The sequence below is a fragment of the Sphingomonas qilianensis genome (assembly GCF_039614825.1).
In the GTDB taxonomy this organism is placed as follows: Bacteria; Pseudomonadota; Alphaproteobacteria; order Sphingomonadales; family Sphingomonadaceae; genus Sphingomonas; species Sphingomonas qilianensis.
This window is the reverse complement of record NZ_JBDIMF010000002.1, coordinates 50,623-65,252: the sequence shown is the minus strand read 5'-3', so window position 1 is coordinate 65,252 and position 14,630 is coordinate 50,623. Positions and strand designations below refer to the sequence as shown.

At 65.6% G+C, this 14,630-nt stretch carries 21 protein-coding genes; 16 read left to right on the top strand and 5 right to left on the bottom strand.

The genetic code is table 11. The annotated features are described in order from the left end of the window. Positions 1-8: 8 nt before the first annotated feature. Positions 9-1,313 carry a flagellar hook protein FlgE gene (locus ABC969_RS06825; RefSeq protein WP_345863938.1) on the bottom strand — a complete coding sequence of 435 codons (1,305 nt, stop codon included), beginning with the start codon at positions 1,311-1,313 and terminating at the stop codon, positions 9-11. A 177-nt stretch (positions 1,314-1,490) separates the two neighbouring features. Here ABC969_RS06825 and ABC969_RS06820 point away from each other — a divergent pair, with 177 nt between their 5' ends. The 5 genes from ABC969_RS06820 to ABC969_RS06800 all read left to right on the top strand — a co-directional run bounded on the left by ABC969_RS06820 (position 1,491) and on the right by ABC969_RS06800 (position 5,656). After that, positions 1,491-1,895: a flagellar biosynthesis repressor FlbT gene (locus tag ABC969_RS06820; protein WP_345863937.1), complete on the top strand. Its 405-nt coding sequence runs from the start codon at positions 1,491-1,493 to the stop codon at positions 1,893-1,895. Then, positions 1,895-3,232: a flagellar protein export ATPase FliI gene (gene fliI, locus ABC969_RS06815; protein ID WP_345863936.1), complete on the top strand. Its 1,338-nt coding sequence runs from the start codon at positions 1,895-1,897 to the stop codon at positions 3,230-3,232. The genes ABC969_RS06820 and fliI overlap by 1 nt, the downstream gene beginning before the upstream one ends. Continuing rightward, positions 3,216-3,641 (top strand): hypothetical protein, encoded by a 426-nt coding sequence (locus tag ABC969_RS06810; RefSeq protein WP_345863935.1) that lies wholly within the window; start codon positions 3,216-3,218, stop codon positions 3,639-3,641. The genes fliI and ABC969_RS06810 overlap by 17 nt, the downstream gene beginning before the upstream one ends. After that, on the top strand, positions 3,638-4,618 hold the full coding sequence (locus ABC969_RS06805) for a peptidoglycan-binding protein (RefSeq protein WP_345863934.1): 981 nt from the start codon (positions 3,638-3,640) through the stop codon (positions 4,616-4,618). Before ABC969_RS06810 ends, ABC969_RS06805 begins: the two co-directional genes overlap by 4 nt. Positions 4,619-4,735: 117 nt before the next feature. Further along, positions 4,736-5,656 (top strand): sigma-70 family RNA polymerase sigma factor, encoded by a 921-nt coding sequence (locus tag ABC969_RS06800; protein ID WP_345863933.1) that lies wholly within the window; start codon positions 4,736-4,738, stop codon positions 5,654-5,656. A gap of 106 nt (positions 5,657-5,762) precedes the next feature. Here ABC969_RS06800 and ABC969_RS06795 read toward each other — a convergent pair whose 3' ends face one another. Further along, positions 5,763-6,122 (bottom strand): flagellar biosynthesis regulator FlaF, encoded by a 360-nt coding sequence (locus ABC969_RS06795; RefSeq protein WP_345863932.1) that lies wholly within the window; start codon positions 6,120-6,122, stop codon positions 5,763-5,765. Positions 6,123-6,276: 154 nt separating this feature from the next. Between ABC969_RS06795 and motA the strand changes: the two genes are divergently transcribed. Genes motA through ABC969_RS06780 form a run of 3 tightly spaced genes read left to right on the top strand, consistent with a single transcriptional unit; the run spans position 6,277 to position 8,500 of the window. Next, positions 6,277-7,152, top strand: coding sequence for a flagellar motor stator protein MotA (gene motA, locus ABC969_RS06790; protein WP_345863931.1), 876 nt, complete (start codon positions 6,277-6,279; stop codon positions 7,150-7,152). Between the two features lie 30 nt (positions 7,153-7,182). Beyond that, a complete protein-coding gene (locus tag ABC969_RS06785; RefSeq protein WP_345863930.1) occupies positions 7,183-8,061 on the top strand; it encodes a flagellar motor protein MotB in 879 nt (292 codons plus the stop codon). Between the two features lie 16 nt (positions 8,062-8,077). Continuing rightward, positions 8,078-8,500 carry a hypothetical protein gene (locus ABC969_RS06780; RefSeq protein WP_345863929.1) on the top strand — a complete coding sequence of 141 codons (423 nt, stop codon included), beginning with the start codon at positions 8,078-8,080 and terminating at the stop codon, positions 8,498-8,500. 44 nt (positions 8,501-8,544) lie between these two features. Here ABC969_RS06780 and fliP read toward each other — a convergent pair whose 3' ends face one another. Genes fliP through ABC969_RS06765 form a run of 3 tightly spaced genes read right to left on the bottom strand, consistent with a single transcriptional unit; the run spans position 8,545 to position 9,807 of the window. Next, the gene (gene fliP, locus ABC969_RS06775) at positions 8,545-9,276 is read right to left on the bottom strand and encodes a flagellar type III secretion system pore protein FliP (RefSeq protein WP_345863928.1); all 732 of its coding nucleotides are present in this window, start codon (positions 9,274-9,276) and stop codon (positions 8,545-8,547) included. Next, the gene (locus ABC969_RS06770) at positions 9,269-9,574 is read right to left on the bottom strand and encodes a flagellar biosynthetic protein FliO (RefSeq protein WP_345863927.1); all 306 of its coding nucleotides are present in this window, start codon (positions 9,572-9,574) and stop codon (positions 9,269-9,271) included. The genes fliP and ABC969_RS06770 overlap by 8 nt, the downstream gene beginning before the upstream one ends. Next, positions 9,574-9,807 (bottom strand): FliM/FliN family flagellar motor switch protein, encoded by a 234-nt coding sequence (locus ABC969_RS06765; protein ID WP_345863926.1) that lies wholly within the window; start codon positions 9,805-9,807, stop codon positions 9,574-9,576. Before ABC969_RS06765 ends, ABC969_RS06770 begins: the two co-directional genes overlap by 1 nt. A 109-nt stretch (positions 9,808-9,916) precedes the next feature. Between ABC969_RS06765 and flgC the strand changes: the two genes are divergently transcribed. The 8 genes from flgC to ABC969_RS06725 are packed head-to-tail and all read left to right on the top strand — an operon-like array spanning position 9,917 to position 14,628. After that, on the top strand, positions 9,917-10,324 hold the full coding sequence (flgC, locus tag ABC969_RS06760; RefSeq protein ID WP_345863925.1) for a flagellar basal body rod protein FlgC: 408 nt from the start codon (positions 9,917-9,919) through the stop codon (positions 10,322-10,324). A gap of 8 nt (positions 10,325-10,332) precedes the next feature. Then, a complete protein-coding gene (fliE, locus tag ABC969_RS06755) occupies positions 10,333-10,647 on the top strand; it encodes a flagellar hook-basal body complex protein FliE (RefSeq protein WP_345863924.1) in 315 nt (104 codons plus the stop codon). A gap of 4 nt (positions 10,648-10,651) precedes the next feature. After that, positions 10,652-10,918: a flagellar biosynthetic protein FliQ gene (locus ABC969_RS06750; protein ID WP_345863923.1), complete on the top strand. Its 267-nt coding sequence runs from the start codon at positions 10,652-10,654 to the stop codon at positions 10,916-10,918. Next, entirely contained in the window at positions 10,915-11,670 is a 756-nt protein-coding gene (gene fliR, locus ABC969_RS06745) for a flagellar biosynthetic protein FliR (protein ID WP_345863922.1), read from the top strand. The genes ABC969_RS06750 and fliR overlap by 4 nt, the downstream gene beginning before the upstream one ends. 4 nt (positions 11,671-11,674) lie before the next feature. Then, positions 11,675-12,742: a flagellar biosynthesis protein FlhB gene (gene flhB, locus ABC969_RS06740; RefSeq protein WP_345863921.1), complete on the top strand. Its 1,068-nt coding sequence runs from the start codon at positions 11,675-11,677 to the stop codon at positions 12,740-12,742. 59 nt (positions 12,743-12,801) lie between these two features. Beyond that, the gene (locus ABC969_RS06735; protein ID WP_345863920.1) at positions 12,802-13,926 is read left to right on the top strand and encodes a flagellar basal body P-ring protein FlgI; all 1,125 of its coding nucleotides are present in this window, start codon (positions 12,802-12,804) and stop codon (positions 13,924-13,926) included. Next, the gene (locus ABC969_RS06730; RefSeq protein ID WP_345863919.1) at positions 13,926-14,216 is read left to right on the top strand and encodes a rod-binding protein; all 291 of its coding nucleotides are present in this window, start codon (positions 13,926-13,928) and stop codon (positions 14,214-14,216) included. The genes ABC969_RS06735 and ABC969_RS06730 overlap by 1 nt, the downstream gene beginning before the upstream one ends. Further along, positions 14,206-14,628 carry a flagellar biosynthesis protein FlgN gene (locus tag ABC969_RS06725; RefSeq protein WP_345863918.1) on the top strand — a complete coding sequence of 141 codons (423 nt, stop codon included), beginning with the start codon at positions 14,206-14,208 and terminating at the stop codon, positions 14,626-14,628. The genes ABC969_RS06730 and ABC969_RS06725 overlap by 11 nt, the downstream gene beginning before the upstream one ends. Positions 14,629-14,630: the final 2 nt, after the last annotated feature.

The window sequence follows — 14,630 nt, the reverse complement described above, 5'->3', positions numbered from 1 at the left end:
GGGCAGGATCAGCGCTTGAGGTTGCTGATTTCCTGCAACATGTCGTCCACCGTCGTGATGATCTTGGAGGACGCGCTATAGGCGCGCTGGAAGCGGATCATGTTGGTGAATTCCTCCGCCAGATCGACATTCGATGCCTCGAGCGAACTGGCCGAGATCGTTCCCGCGCCCAGCGAACCGGGCGGGTTGATCGCAACGTTCCCGGATTCCTGCGAAATACCATACGCATTGCCCGACAGCCGCGTCATGCCGTCGGGATTTTGCACGGTGGCGAGCGGCAGCTGATAGATCGCCCGCGACGTGCCATCCTCGAAGATGGCACTGACGACGCCGGTATCTGAAATCTCCACCGACGCCACCGTGCCGAGCGTGCCGCCATCGACGAACGACCCGATCATCGCCGACGGATCGGAGAATGACGTCAACCCGTCCAGAGCGCCATTGCTGCCCAGCGCAAGATTGATCGGGCTGGACCCCGCGCCGTTGGCCCAGTTGATATTGAGATCGTCGAACAAGGCGGCGGTCGATCCGGCGAGATCGAGGCTGCCATCGCCGTTGAAGCGCACCTCGCCACTGGCCAGCAGACCGCCCGGCGCACCGGTCACATCGGCGGCGGGCACGGCATAGATTTCCGCCTGCCACTCATTGGCCGCGGTTTTAACGAAGCCCATGGTGATGCGATGCGGGCTGCCCTGCGCATCGGAGACGTCGAACGATCGCGAGAATTGCGCGGTGGCGGTGCCCGCGGCGATATTGCCCGCGGCATAGGCGCCGGCGAAATTGGCCGTGGTCGACTGGAGATTGATGCGCGCTTCCAGCCGCGTGGTGGGCGCGGCCGAACCGGTCAATGCCGAGGGGCGGATCGGCTCGAGCTGATCAAGATTGCCGGTGTTGACGTAATTGCCCTGCGCATCGAGCGGCCAGCCCTGCAGGTAATAATTCGCCGTGTTGCGCAAATAGCCCTGCGCATCCGGCTTGAACGATCCGGCCCGCGTGAAGGCAACCTCGCCATTGTCGCTCACGCCCGGGCGCACGACAAAGAAGCCCGCGCCCTCGACGCCGATGTCGGTCAGGCTCGATGAGGCCTGGAGCAGCCCCTGCTTGGAGATCATCGCCTTTGGCGCCGCGACCACGCCGCCCGCGGAATAGCTGCTGCGCACGCTGCCATCGGTCACCAGCGTGCGGAATTCCGCCGCCACGCCCTTATAGCCGACTGTGTTCACGTTGGTGATATTGTCGGCCACGGTGGCCATCGCGCTGGCCTGCGCGCTGAGGCCGGATACGCCAGCGTAAAGGGCGGAATAGAGGCTCACGATCGTCTCCCGTGGATAGGGTGGCGCGAGCGCTGTGCCCGGCCGGGGTCCATTGTCATTGTAGGAGGAGCGATCGCGGCGCCCAAGATAGGCAAAATTTGCCCAGTAAAAACGCACGCGGCGTCGCGTCATTCTATAATGAGCTTGAAGGCCAATCGCGGCCCCTGGAGAAGCCCCTTGTCCCTGCGAATTTCCCTGCGCAATGGCGAGAAATGCGTCGTCAACGGCGCGGTGTTGCGCTCGGATGGGCGGACCAATCTCTATGTCGAGAATAGCGCGGCGATCCTGCGCGGGCGTGACGTCATGTCGCCCGCCGATGCCACCACCGCGGCGCGCCAGCTCTATCTCGCCTGTATGATGGCCTATATCGATCCGGCGCAGGTGGCGCGGCACCAGCAGACCATCATCGAGGGCGTCGCCGATCTGCTCTCCGCGCTGGAATCGCATGAGGCGAAAGCAGTGTGCATCGCCTTTGCCGGGAAGGTCGCGGCGCTCGATTTCTACGCCGCCTTGGCCGATTGCCGCTGGCTGATCGCCTATGAAACGGCGGCGATCGAGCGGCTCGCCGAGCCAACGGCCTGATGCACGGCACGCCAACGCTGGCCGCCGCGGCCGAAGGCTTGCGCGCGGTGCTGCCCGATCTGCGCTACGGCAAGGTCGTGGCGGTGCGCGGTGCGCTGCTCGAAGTGCAGGGATTGTCCGGCGCGGCGCAGATCGGCGCACGTATTCGGGTCGGCGGGAACGTCGATGCCGAAGTGATCGGGCTCGATCGCGATATCGCGCATTGCCTGCCGTTCAGCTATCCGCAGGGCGTGGCGACCGGCACGCGCGCCGATCTGATCGGCGGCGCCTTCGCCATCAAGCCCTGCTCGGCCTGGCTCGGGCGGATGATCGATGGCCTGGGCCGGCCGATCGACGATCGCGGACCATTGCCACTCGGCGCGCAGGCGCAACCGATCCGCGCGCTTCCCCCGCATGCCTCGGCGCGGGCCCGCGTCGGGCGCAAGCTCGAAACCGGGGTGCACGCGCTCGATCTCTTCGCGCCGCTGTGCGCGGGGCAACGGCTCGGCCTGTTCGCCGGATCGGGGGTCGGCAAGTCAACCTTGCTGTCGATGATCGCGCGCTGGACTGAATGCGATGTCGCTGTGATCGGGCTGATCGGCGAGCGCGGCCGCGAGGTGCAGGAATTTATCGAAGACGATTTGGGCGCTGAGGGCATGGCACGCAGCGTGGTGGTGGTGGCGACATCGGATGAACCCGCCTTGATGCGCCGCCAGGCGGCGTGGACTACGTTGGCGGTAGCGGAATATTTTCGCGATCAGGGGCTGCAGGTGCTGTGTCTGATGGATTCGGTTACGCGCTTCGCCATGGCCCAGCGTGAGATCGGCCTGGCCAGCGGCGAGCCGCCCGCCACCAAGGGGTATACGCCAACGGTGTTTGCCGAGCTGCCGCGTTTGCTCGAGCGCGCCGGGCCGGGCGTGGTCGGGCAGGGATCGATCACCGGGCTGTTCACCGTGCTCGTGGATGGCGATGACCACAACGAGCCGGTGGCGGATGCGGTGCGCGGCATCCTGGACGGGCATGTGGTGATCACGCGGCGCATCGCCGAACGCGGTCGCTATCCCGCTATCGATGTGTTGAAATCGGTCTCGCGCACCTTGCCGCAAGCGCATTTGCCGGACGAAAATCGCATCTGCCTCGCGGCGCGGCGAATCCTTTCCACTTATGGCGACATGGAGGAAATGGTCCGGCTCGGCGCCTATCGCACCGGATCGAGCGCGGAGGTGGATCATGCCGTCCGGCTGGCGCCGCAGATCGAGGCGCTGCTCACGCAATCCAAACATACGCGCGCCTCTGCCGCCGCGGGTTTCGCGGCGCTTGAGGCATTGCTGGAGGTGCCCGATGAAAACGCCCTTTGACGCAGCAATGCGCGTGCGCCGCCGCGAGATCGAGCGCGCCCAAGTCGTCATCAACCGCCAGATCGGGCAATTGCTGCAGATCGAGCAGCATCAGGCCGCGCTGACCGCGCGCTTGGCGCAGGAAGCGGCCGCCGCGGCGGTTCATCACGGCCCCAGCGCGCATGCCTATCTCGCGCGGATGCGGCAGCAGCGCCTGCATCTGGCCGAGCAGCGCGCCGAGGCCGATCGGCAACTGGCGCACATGCGGGCGGCGGCGCAGGCCGCCTATGGCGATTTCAAGGCAATCGAATCCGCCGCCGATGCATTTCGCGACGATGAAACGCGCAAGATCGCTAATGGCGAACAAAGCCATCTCGACGATGTCGCCGCCACCGCGATCGCGCGCCTGTCGCGCCGGCCCCGGGCGTGATCGAGCGCGCCGACGCGGCGCAGGCCGCGGCGCTGCGCCGGGCCGAACTGATCTACGCGCAGGCACGCGGTGAAGTATCCGATCGCTTGTGGCAGGCGGCGCTGGGCAGCGGTGATCACGGCGCCACGCGCGATCCGGCCGTGCGCAGCGCGCAGGGCATGTCGCTGGATACGTTGCTGGCATTGACGATGCCGGACGATGTTGATCGCCAACGTTCGTCGCGGGCCTTCCGGCGCGCGCGCGCGACTCCCGGCGCCGAGCCGCTCGATCTTGCGGCCCCGCCGCCCCTGGCGTCGGCGGGTCCGGCGCGCACCGACTTGGGGGTCAATGCCGGCATGACCGATATCGTCGAGGCCGCTGCGGCACGGACGGGCATCCCCGCGCCGGCGCTCGCCGCCATCGTCAATGCCGAAGCCGCCAAGGATGGCGCCGGGCGGTGGCAGGTCTTTTCCCGCAATCCGCGCTCGAGCGCCGCCGGTTTGGGTCAATTTCTCAGCAGCACGTGGAAGGACGAGGCCGAGCGCGCCGGCACGTGGCTCAACGACCTCTGCCACACGCGTGGCTGGATCAATGACAGCGGCAAGCTGACCGCGCCGCGGTCGCAATTGCTGGCGCTGCGCTACGATCCCGAAGCGTCGATCAACGCCATCGCCGATTATGCACGCGCCAATGTCGCGCGGTTGCGCGCCGCTGGCGTGCCGGTCGGCGCGCAGCTCGACGATATCGCCCGCGCCGCCTATTTCGCGCATCATCTGGGCATTGGCGATGCCATCAAGTTTCTGCAGGGCGGCCTGCCGGCGCCGCGGGCGCGCCACCTGCTCAGCGCCCAGATCGGCGATGGCGCGGCCAGCCGGCGGATCGCCGAGCTGGGCGATCCCGTCGCCGCGCACCGCGCCTGGTTGCTGGGTTTTGTCGGCAGCAACATCCGGCCGGCCCGCTTTGCCGCCCTTGGTGAGCCGACGCGGCACCGGGGGTAATTATAGGATGATTTGGTTTTCCATTGTGGAAAGAAGCAGTTGTTAATCTTTTTTCTCGTACTCTGAGGCCGGGGGGCACGCGGACGGCGCGCCTTTTGAGCTGAGGGGTTCAAAAAAATGTCGAAAATTACGATAGCGCTTGAATCGGCGGTCGCGACGGTGATCGCCAATACACCATGTGAGGGGCAACGTCCGACGGCGCGGCAACGCGCCGATACCGATCGGGCCTTTGCGCAGATTCTCAAATTGATCGCGCCGCGTATCCGCCATTTTATCCGCCAATACGGCCTGGGGGGGCATTGGGACGATGCCGAACAGGCCTGTGCGATCGGGGTCCATCGCGCCATTCAGGGTTATGATCCCGCCCGCGCGCAATTCACCACATTCGTCAATTGGCAGATCCGCGGCGAGTTGCAGGGGCTGCGCTTCCGCCTGATGACCGATCAGCGGCCATCGGCGAAGAAGGTGGACGCCGCGACGGTATCGCTGCACGCCACGATGCGCGGCGCCGAGGGCGAGGAAACATCGCTCGAAGCGATGATCGAAGACGAGAGCGCAGTCGCGCTTACCGAAGCCGCTGCGGCCGACTATCTGGCAGAAGCGGCAATGCACTCGCTGATCGATTCCTATATCGCGCATCTGCGCGTCACCGCGATCAACCAGCTCAAGCGCAAGCCGCGCCCGCGCCCGGCAGGCCCCGGCATCGACCCCGAGGAATTGATCCGGCTCGATCAGCGGCTGACGCGCAACCGCCAGATCGTCGAGACCCGCATCTTCGAATTGGCCGGCCCCGACGATCTCCTGGATGAAGCCGGCATCACCAAGGAACGCATCCGCCAGATCGCCAAGCGCGCGGCCAAGACGATCAGCGAAATCAGCGAGACGGAGCCGCGCTTCGAACTGATGGAGCATTATCGCCGGCCAGCCACGCCGCAGCGTCGCCCTGCGCTGGCAGCGCCGGCCGACCCGCACCTGCTGGAGCTGGCATTGGCGAATGCGAGCGTCCTGGCCGAGCCATCGTCGAGCGTCCGCCACTGACGGCTTGGCCCGTCATTGTCTCGCACTAGGGCATGGCCTCCGCGCAGCGCGCGGGGGCCATTTCTCGCTGCCGCACGGCTCGCCCTTCGGGCGAACAGCGGGCCGGCTAGGATGCAACATTTTCCGGCGCCAGCCCTTCGATCACGGCGCGATTGACGGAGATCAGATCCGCGATCGGCGCTTGTCCGCGCACCACCTGCCCGGTGTAGCGCTCGACCCACAACGCGAGTGAAATGATCCCGGCGCGCAGCTCGACCGGCAGTTGATTGTCGGACGCGGCACACAGACTGGAAAACGTGTTCCACACTTCGCGATTGCGGTGCAGCGCGGGCATCAAGGCGCCGCGCTCGAGCCCGGCATCCTGCGCCGCGATCATCTCGCCGGTGATCTGGCTCATCAGGCGATGTTCCATGGCGCGCGGTGTTTCCGCGATGCTGCGCGCGCGCTGATAGGCTGTCAGAGACATAAGCTCTCCTCGGTTTCAGCCATCATCATAGGATGATTTCGCGCGCTTGCGCTGTTGCCGCCGCGACAAAAACATCACCGCACGCCGCCCAAGCGGTCGCGCCGTCCTATAATCAGGACAACGGGCTTCGCGCCTTCAGCTTTTGGAATGCCCCATGCTCAACGCCATTGGTGTCGTCGTCATCATCGTCTGCGTGTTCGGTAGTTTCCTGATGTCCGGCGGCAACATCATGGTCATCGCGCACGCCTTGCCGCACGAGATGCTGGCGATCGCTGGTGCCGCCATCGGCGCGTTCATCTTCGGCAATACCAGCGCGACGGTGAAGAAGACGCTGGCGGGGTTCCGGCGGGTGTTTCGCGGGGCGCACTGGAACGGCGCCGATTATCGCGATCTGCTCGCCTTGCTGTTCGCGCTGCTGAGCACCTTCCGCAAGGGCGGCGCGACCGCAATCGAGCCGCATATCGAGGCACCCGACACCAGCCCCATCTTCACGCCATATCCGCGGTTGCTGGCGGATCCGGCGCTGATCGAATTCATCTGTGATTATTTGCGCATGATGACGGTCAATTTCGAAGATCCGCACCAGATGGTCGAGGCGATGGAGAGTGACATCGAGCGTCACCACGAGGAGGAGCTGCTGCCGCAACATGCGCTGCAGATCATGGCCGATGGCCTGCCCGCTCTCGGCATCGTCGCTGCCGTGCTGGGCGTGATCAAGACCATGTCGTCGATCGATCAGCCCACCGAAATCCTGGGTGCGATGATCGGCGGTGCGCTGGTCGGCACGTTCCTGGGCGTTCTGCTTTCCTATTGCTTCGTCGGGCCGATCGCATCGAAATTGCACGAGATCATCGATGCCGATTGCAAACCCTATGCGATCGTGAAGACGGCGATCGTCGCTTATACGCAAAAGCTGCCGATTCAGGTGGCGATCGAGCTTGCCCGCCGCATGACCCCGTCCAGCTATGCGCCGACATTTCTCGAGCTCGAAAGCGCGCTCGATCAGGCCAAGGACGGTCTGCGTGCCTGATCCGGTCGCGCGCCGCAGGATGCGCGGCGCATGACGCCGCCGATCGAGAAGGGTGCCCCCCACGCCGTCATCGTGGTGCGCAAGGCGCATCGCCGCAAGACGCGAGGCCATCATGGCGGTGCCTGGAAAGTGGCCTATGCCGATTTCGTCACGGCGATGATGGCCTTCTTCATGCTGCTGTGGATCATCGCCACGCCGGACAAGGGGCGGCTGAAGGGGCTGGCGGAATATTTCTCCCCGGCCACCGCCGAGGGCGCGCCGGCGGTGCCGACGCTGACCAGCATGCCGGGCGACGAAGCCGGCTTTGGCGGGCATCGCCGCCGCGCGCAGGGCGATGCCGAACGCCCGCTGGGTGAAGTGACCAGCGAAGCGGGCACGGCGGGCGCGGCGCGCGGCGGCACCGCGGATGTGCCGGAAGCAGCGATGCGCGTGCTGGCCGACGAAATGACGATCGCGCTCGAACCGACCCCCGCGACGCCGCTCGCGCAGCGTCAGGTGCGCATCGATCAGCAACGCGATGGCGTGCGGATCAATTTGATGGACACCGCCAACCGCACGATGTTTCGCGGCACCACCGCGGAACTCAACGATTATGCGCGCGAGCTGCTCGGCAGGATCGCGCGCAAGCTGATCAAATCGGGCGCGCAGATCGCCATCGAAGGCCATACCGATTCCGCCGGCGGCCAGAGCGACGCCAATTGGCGGCTGTCGAGCGAACGCGCGTTGGCGGCGCGGTCGGCGATGGTCGCGGCCGGGCTGACGGTCGATCATTTTGCCGAAGTGGTGGCCAAGGCCGGTACCGCGCCGATCTATCCAGATCGGCCCGATCGCCCCGAAAACCGGCGCATCACCATCGTGGTGCTGGGTGCCCCCTCGGTGATGCCGCGCGACGTTAGCTTCCAATTCTGACGCCGCGGAGCAAGGCATGAACAAGATCCTGATCTGGGGGGCGAGCCTGGCGCTTGGCCTGGGGGCCGGCGGGGCCGCCGTGTTCGGTGCCGAACAATGGTTCAGCGCAGCGCCGATCGCCGCGGAGCCTCCGGTGTTCGTCCCCACCGGCGCAGTGCTCGCGCCACTGGTATTTCCGGATGGCCGGCTTGCCGGTTATGCCTCGTTCGAGGTCGAGCTCGAAGTTATGCAGGGCGAAAGCGCGTTGGTGAAGGAGCATATGCCGCTGCTGCTCAACGCCATCAATATGCGCACGCATCGCACGCCGATGGCCAGCGGCCCCGATGGATTGCTGCCCGATCTCAAGCGCTTCCAGCAGGTCGTGGTGGAAGCGGCGGGCGAGGTGTTCGGGGCCGGCGTGGTGCGCCGGGCGGCGATTACGCAGGCCAAGCCGATGTGATCGACATCTGGAGGGCGGGCGCGATCGCTCCCTCCCAGCAATGCTCATCCCGCGCCGCCAAAGCTCTTGACCAAAGATCCGGCGATCAGCGCCCACCCGTCGACCAGCACGAAGAAGATGATCTTCATCGGCAGCGAGATCGTCGCCGGAGGCAGCATCATCATGCCCATCGCCATCAACACCGCCGCCACCGCCAGATCGATCACCAGGAAGGGCAGAAGCAACAGGAAGCCGATTTCGAACGCGCGGCGCAGTTCCGAGATCATGAAGGCGGGCATCAGCGTGGTCAGCGGCAGGTCGGCGCGCGTCGTGGGCCGCTTGCCCGACATGTCGACGAACAGCCGGACATCCTCATCGCGCACGTGCTGCAGCATGAAGGCGTGAAATGGTTTGCTGGTCCGCTCGAACGCAACGGCTTCGCTGATCCGGCCCTCGTTATAGGGCTTGATGCCATCGCGCCACGCCACATCGAAGGTCGGCGCCATGACGAAGAACGACAGGAACAGCGCCAGGCTGATGATCACCGGATTGGGCGGCACGCCGGGTGCGCCGATGCCGGTGCGCAACAGCGACAGTGCCACGACGATGCGCGTGAACGAGGTGACCGTCATCAGGATGCCCGGCGCAAGGCTGAGCACGGTCATCAGCATCAACAGCTGGATCGCGCGCCCCGAGATGGAGCCCTGCCCGAGATCGGCGGTGACGCTTTGTGCCCAAGCCGCTTGCGGCACGACGAGCAGCGATAGCGCCACGCCGGCGAAGATCGCTTTACGCATCGCCGCGTGCCTGTTCCACGCGCAACGGCAGCGCCTCGAGCAACAACAAGCCTTCGGGCGCGATCATCACCAGATGTTCGCGATCGTCGCGCCGCACCAGCACGAGCGAGCGCCGGCTATCGAGCGGCAAACGTTCGATCAAGGCCAGCCGCCGCACCGGGGCGGTGCCGCTGAACTTGCCCAGCATGCCCCCCGGCAGGGTGAGGTCATACCGACGCACCAGCCACAACGCGCCGGCCAGCAATCCCAGCACGACGGCCAGCGCGCCGAGCGTGCGCAGCACGGAAAAAAGCTCCATCACACCGCCCGACGCATGACCTGGGTGATCTCCAGCGACATCACTTCGCCATCGACCAGAATCCGGCCCTGCGCGATCAATTCGCCGTTGACGTAAACGAGCGTCGGATCGTCATGATCGCAATCGAACGGGATCATCGCGCCGCGGCTCATCTTGAGCACCTGCCGGATCGGGATGTGGGTCGATCCGAGCACGATCGACAGATCGATCGGTATTCCCTCGAGCACGGACATGCTGGTTTCCTTCCACCAGCGTTATAGGAATTATTTACAGGAGCAGTCCGGCGCTAGGCAAAAAATGCCTATAAGGAAAAAGTCCGCAACACAGCGGCCGGAGGACGGGATGGACCTGCAATCATCGATCGAGGTTTCGGCATCGGGGCTGCGCGCGCAATCGTTGCGCATGCGCGTCATTGCCGAGAATCTGGCCAATTCGGATTCGGTGGCGCGGACCGCCGGAGGCGATCCCTATCGCCGCCGCGTCGCCACCTTCAAAGCTGAAGTGGACCGCGCGACCGGCGCCAATCTCGTCTCGGTCAAATCGATCGATGGCGACAAATCGGCGTTTCAGCGTGTCTATCAACCCGGCAATCCCGCCGCCGATGCGCAGGGCTATGTCCAGCGCCCCAACGTCAACGGGTTGATCGAGGCCGCCGACATGAAGGCCGCGCAGCGCTCGTACGAAGCCAATCTCAACGCCATCGAAGCCGCGCGCAGCCTGACCATGCGCACGATCGATCTGCTTAAATAGGGGTGATCATGTCCATCGGAACGCTCGATGCCACTGCGGCCTATGGTCGTGCGCTCAAGACGCTCGCCCCGCCCGCCGCGGCGGTCAGCGCCCCGGGCGACGCGCAGCCCAGCTTCGGCGGGATGATCCAGGCGATGGTCACCGATGCCACGACCTCGCTGCGCGCGGCCGAAAGCGAAAGCGTCAAGCAAGTGGCGGGCAAGGGCGACATGATCGATATGGTCACCGCGATCGGCGCTGCGGAGACCGCGCTCGACACCGTCGTCGCGGTGCGCGACCGGGTGGTCAACGCTTATGCCGAAATCATGCGCATGCAGATCTGACGCCGTGGATGCGCTGCAAGCGATCGATCTGGCGCGCGCCGGGCTGGTATTGATGCTGACCATTGCCGGGCCGATGCTGCTCACCTCGCTGATCGTCGGCGCCGCCATCGGGCTGATCCAGGCGCTGACTCAGGTGCAGGAAATGACGCTCACCTTCGTGCCCAAGATCCTTATCATGGGGCTCGTGCTGCTGCTGTCGCTGCCCATGATCGGCGCGGCGCTCTCCGCATTCATGATGCGCATCAGCGACATGATCATCACAGGCGGATGAGCGCGCTGCCGTTCGATGCCGCCGGCTTCCTCATTCTGTTCGCGCGGATCGGGGCGGTGCTGATGCTGCTGCCAGCCTTTTCCGAGGAAGCCATTCCGGCGCAGATTCGCCTGCTGCTCGGCATCGGCTTCACCGCCGGGCTGTTCGGCTTGCTGCACGGGCGGCTGACCCCTGCCCTGCTCGCCGATACCGCGCTGCCGGGCACGATCATCGCCGAACTGCTCGTCGGGCTGGCGATCGGCGGGATCATCTCGATCGTGTTCAAGGCGGCGGCCATCGCCGGGGGCATCATCAGCATGCAGATCGGCTTGTCCTCCGCGCTGGTCGCCGATCCGGCGATGGGCGGGCAATCGCCGCAGATCGCGCATTTCATCACCGTCGCCGCCACCGTGATATGCCTGGCGATGGACGTACATCACTTGTGGATCGCCGCGATGATCCAATCCTATACCGTGTTTCCGGTGGGGGGATTGCCACCGGCCGACGATTTCACCCGCTTGGCGGTCACCGCGATCGGCCAGGCGATGGCGCTGGGCGTGGGCATGGCGGCGCCGCTGATCGTCTATGGCATCGTGTTCAACACAGCGCTCGGCCTTGCCTCGCGCATGGCGCCGGCGATCCAGGTGTTCTTCATCACGCAACCGCTCAATCTCATGCTTGGCTTCGCCTTGCTGGCCGTCACGATCGGCGCGAGCCTGATGACCTTTGCCAACGCCATGGCCAGCTTCGTTCAGAGCGGCTGGCAAGGCTGAAGCGATGGCGGAGAGCGATCAGGAACAGAAAACCCAGGAGCCGACCCAGAAGCGCCTCGATGAAGCGCGCGACCGCGGCGAAGTGGCCAATGCTCCCGAAATGCGCCACGCGATGATGTTTGCGGGCATGATGATCGTCGCCGGGGGCCTCGGCAGCGTCATGCTGGGCAGCCTGACGACGATGTTCCTGCGGCTGTGGGGTAGCGCCGAGGATTATCGGCTGGAGCCGCTAGGCGCGCAGGATCTGGCGGCGGGCATCTTGCGGCAGGCCGCCATGTCGCTCGCGCCGGTGGGTGGATTGCTGTTCGCCTGCGCCGCGCTAACGCTGATCGTGCAGGGGCGGCCGACATTGTCGTGGTCGCGCGTGACGCCGAAATGGTCCAAAGTGTCGCCGCTCAGCGGGTTCAATCGCTTGCTCGGCAAACGCGCGTTGGTCGAATTCGCCAAGACGCTGGCCAAGTTCGCCATCGTCATCACCGTGGCGATGATCATCCTGTGGCCCAAGGCGATCGCGCTCGATCAGCTGGTCGGCGCCGGCACGACGACGATCGGGCGCACCGCAGGGCAATTGGTGTTCGATCTGATCAAGACCATCGGAGTCATGGTGCTCGCGCTGGGCGTGATCGACTTCGTCTATCAACACCGCGCCTTCCTCAAGCGCATGCGCATGACGCTGCAGGAGGTGAAGGATGAGATGAAGAGCAATGAAGGCGATCCGCAGATCAAGGCGCGCATCCGCGCGATCCGCATCCAGCGCTCGCGCCGCCGCATGATGGCCGCCGTGCCGCAGGCGAGCGTGATCATCACCAATCCGACGCACTACGCCGTGGCGCTCAAATACGAGCATGGCAACATGGCGGCGCCCGTGGTGGTGGCCAAGGGCGTGGATGCGGTGGCGCTCAAGATCCGTGAGGTGGCTGGTCTGAACAAGGTGCCGATCGTGGAAAATCCGCCGCTGGCGCGCGCGCTCTATGCCGCGGTCGAGCTCGACCGGACCATTCCGGTCGAGCATTATGCGGCAGTGGCGGAGATTATCGGCTTCGTCATGCGCATCGCCCGCCGCGCGGCGTGACGGGCGCGAAAATTACGGCCGCGCGGCGCGTGCGCGCAGCTTCATCCTATAAGTAGAGTATGACACGCTTCCCCAGCCGCTGGGCCAAGGCCCTTGCTCTTTTGGCCATGAGCCTGGCGATGCCGTGCGCGGCGCAGGCGGGGGCGACATCGCGAATCAAGGATGTCGTCGATGTCGAGAATGTCCGCACCAACCAGCTGGTCGGCTACGGGCTGGTCGTCGGCCTGCCCGGTACCGGCGATCGGACGCGCAACATCCCGTTCACCGAAGAGACGATGCAAGCGATGCTCGAACGGATGGGGGTCAACATCCGCGGCACCCAGATGCGCACGCAGAATGTCGCCGCGGTATCGGTGACCGCCACCTTGCCGCCGTTCGCGCGCGCCGGATCGACGATCGACGTGCAGGTTTCGGCCCTGGGCGATGCCACCAGCCTGCAGGGCGGGACGCTGGTGGTCACCTCGCTGCGCGCGCTCGACGGCGAAATCTATGCCGTCGCGCAAGGCTCGCTGGCGGTGTCCGGGTTCAAGGCGCAGGGCCAGGCGGCGAGCATCACGCGCGGCGTTTCCACCTCGGGACGCATCGCCGGCGGCGCCATCGTCGAGCGCGAAGTGCCCTATGCGCTGAAGAGCGCGCTGACGCTCAAACTTGCGCTCAAAAATCCGGACTTCACCACCGCCTCCCGCATCGCCGAGGCGATCAACGGCCAGGTGCCGGGCGCGGCCGAAGTGCTCGATCCCGCCACGGTGCAATTGACCCCCACCGGCGGCTTCAGCGGATCGGTGATCGATCTCGTCACGCAGGTGGAAAATCTGCCCGTGTCGGTCGATCAGCCGGCGCGCGTGGTGATCAACGAAGCCTCGGGCACGGTGGTGATGGGCAGCGACGTGCGCATCAGCCCGGTGGCAATCGCGCAGGGCGGGCTGACGATCAGCGTGCGCGAGACACCGCTGGCGTCGCAACCCGAGGCGCTGGCCGGGGGCGAGACGGTGGTACTGCCGCGCACACAGATCGGCGTGGACGATGGCGGCGGGCGCGCACTGGCCATGGTCGGCGGCGGGGCGTCGCTGCAATCTTTGGTCTCGGGGCTCAATGCGCTGGGCGTCAGCCCGCGCGATCTGATCACCATTCTGCAGGCGCTGCGCAGCGCGGGTGCGCTGCAGGCCGATATCGCGGTGCAGTGATGGGCCTGCCGATCACGCCCGCCGCTGCGCGCCTGCCGCAGCCGACCAACGATCCCGCCGCCACCGCGCGCGAGTTCGAAGCTGTTTTCATCGGCGAAGTGACCAAGATCATGCTGGAAAGCGCCAACACCGATACGGGCTTTTCCGGCGGGCATGGCGAGGAGATGTTTCGCGGCGTGCTGGCCGAGGAGCTGGGCAAGGAAATCGCTAAACGCGGCGGAGTCGGCCTCGCGCCCGCAGTGATGGATCAGATCATCCGGTTGCAGGGAGGCGCGTCCGATGCCCGCTAACGCGCTTGATATCATCGCCTCGCTGACGCTGATCATGAACGAGGAAACCGCGCGACTGGGCGCGCACGAACGCGGCCAGGATATCGCCGAACTGGCCGCCGCGAAAATTCGGCTCGCCGGATTGCTCGATGCCGAACTCGCCCGGCTCAACCGCGTGCAGCCGGATTGGGCGTTGCACCTGCCCGAAGACGGCAGAGACGCGCTCTCCCATGCCGTGATTGCGCTCGGCGAGGCATCGACCGCCAATGCCGCGATTCTGGAACGGCAGATCGATCTGTCGGTGGAGTTGATGGCAGCGTTCGAGAATGAGGCGCGGCGCGCGTCCAAAAGCCGTGCCGAAGTCTATGGTATCAATGGCCAGCTGGCGCCGATCGACAATGCCACGCCGATTTCGGTCAACTCCGAATATTGATG

What these genes read in the sequence shown, in the direction of transcription:
- fliI (WP_345863936.1), top strand. Translation starts at nt 1,895, where the DNA reads ATGCACGGCACGCCAACGCTGGCCGCCGCGGCCGAAGGCTTGCGCGCG.
- ABC969_RS06810 (WP_345863935.1), top strand. Translation starts at nt 3,216, where the DNA reads ATGAAAACGCCCTTTGACGCAGCAATGCGCGTGCGCCGCCGCGAGATC.
- ABC969_RS06800 (WP_345863933.1), top strand. Translation starts at nt 4,736, where the DNA reads ATGTCGAAAATTACGATAGCGCTTGAATCGGCGGTCGCGACGGTGATC.
- ABC969_RS06795 (WP_345863932.1), bottom strand. Translation starts at nt 6,122, where the DNA reads ATGTCTCTGACAGCCTATCAGCGCGCGCGCAGCATCGCGGAAACACCG.
- motA (WP_345863931.1), top strand. Translation starts at nt 6,277, where the DNA reads ATGCTCAACGCCATTGGTGTCGTCGTCATCATCGTCTGCGTGTTCGGT.
- ABC969_RS06785 (WP_345863930.1), top strand. Translation starts at nt 7,183, where the DNA reads ATGACGCCGCCGATCGAGAAGGGTGCCCCCCACGCCGTCATCGTGGTG.
- ABC969_RS06780 (WP_345863929.1), top strand. Translation starts at nt 8,078, where the DNA reads ATGAACAAGATCCTGATCTGGGGGGCGAGCCTGGCGCTTGGCCTGGGG.
- fliP (WP_345863928.1), bottom strand. Translation starts at nt 9,276, where the DNA reads ATGCGTAAAGCGATCTTCGCCGGCGTGGCGCTATCGCTGCTCGTCGTG.
- ABC969_RS06770 (WP_345863927.1), bottom strand. Translation starts at nt 9,574, where the DNA reads ATGGAGCTTTTTTCCGTGCTGCGCACGCTCGGCGCGCTGGCCGTCGTG.
- ABC969_RS06765 (WP_345863926.1), bottom strand. Translation starts at nt 9,807, where the DNA reads ATGTCCGTGCTCGAGGGAATACCGATCGATCTGTCGATCGTGCTCGGA.
- flgC (WP_345863925.1), top strand. Translation starts at nt 9,917, where the DNA reads ATGGACCTGCAATCATCGATCGAGGTTTCGGCATCGGGGCTGCGCGCG.
- fliE (WP_345863924.1), top strand. Translation starts at nt 10,333, where the DNA reads ATGTCCATCGGAACGCTCGATGCCACTGCGGCCTATGGTCGTGCGCTC.
- fliR (WP_345863922.1), top strand. Translation starts at nt 10,915, where the DNA reads ATGAGCGCGCTGCCGTTCGATGCCGCCGGCTTCCTCATTCTGTTCGCG.
- flhB (WP_345863921.1), top strand. Translation starts at nt 11,675, where the DNA reads ATGGCGGAGAGCGATCAGGAACAGAAAACCCAGGAGCCGACCCAGAAG.
- ABC969_RS06735 (WP_345863920.1), top strand. Translation starts at nt 12,802, where the DNA reads ATGACACGCTTCCCCAGCCGCTGGGCCAAGGCCCTTGCTCTTTTGGCC.
- ABC969_RS06730 (WP_345863919.1), top strand. Translation starts at nt 13,926, where the DNA reads ATGGGCCTGCCGATCACGCCCGCCGCTGCGCGCCTGCCGCAGCCGACC.
- ABC969_RS06725 (WP_345863918.1), top strand. Translation starts at nt 14,206, where the DNA reads ATGCCCGCTAACGCGCTTGATATCATCGCCTCGCTGACGCTGATCATG.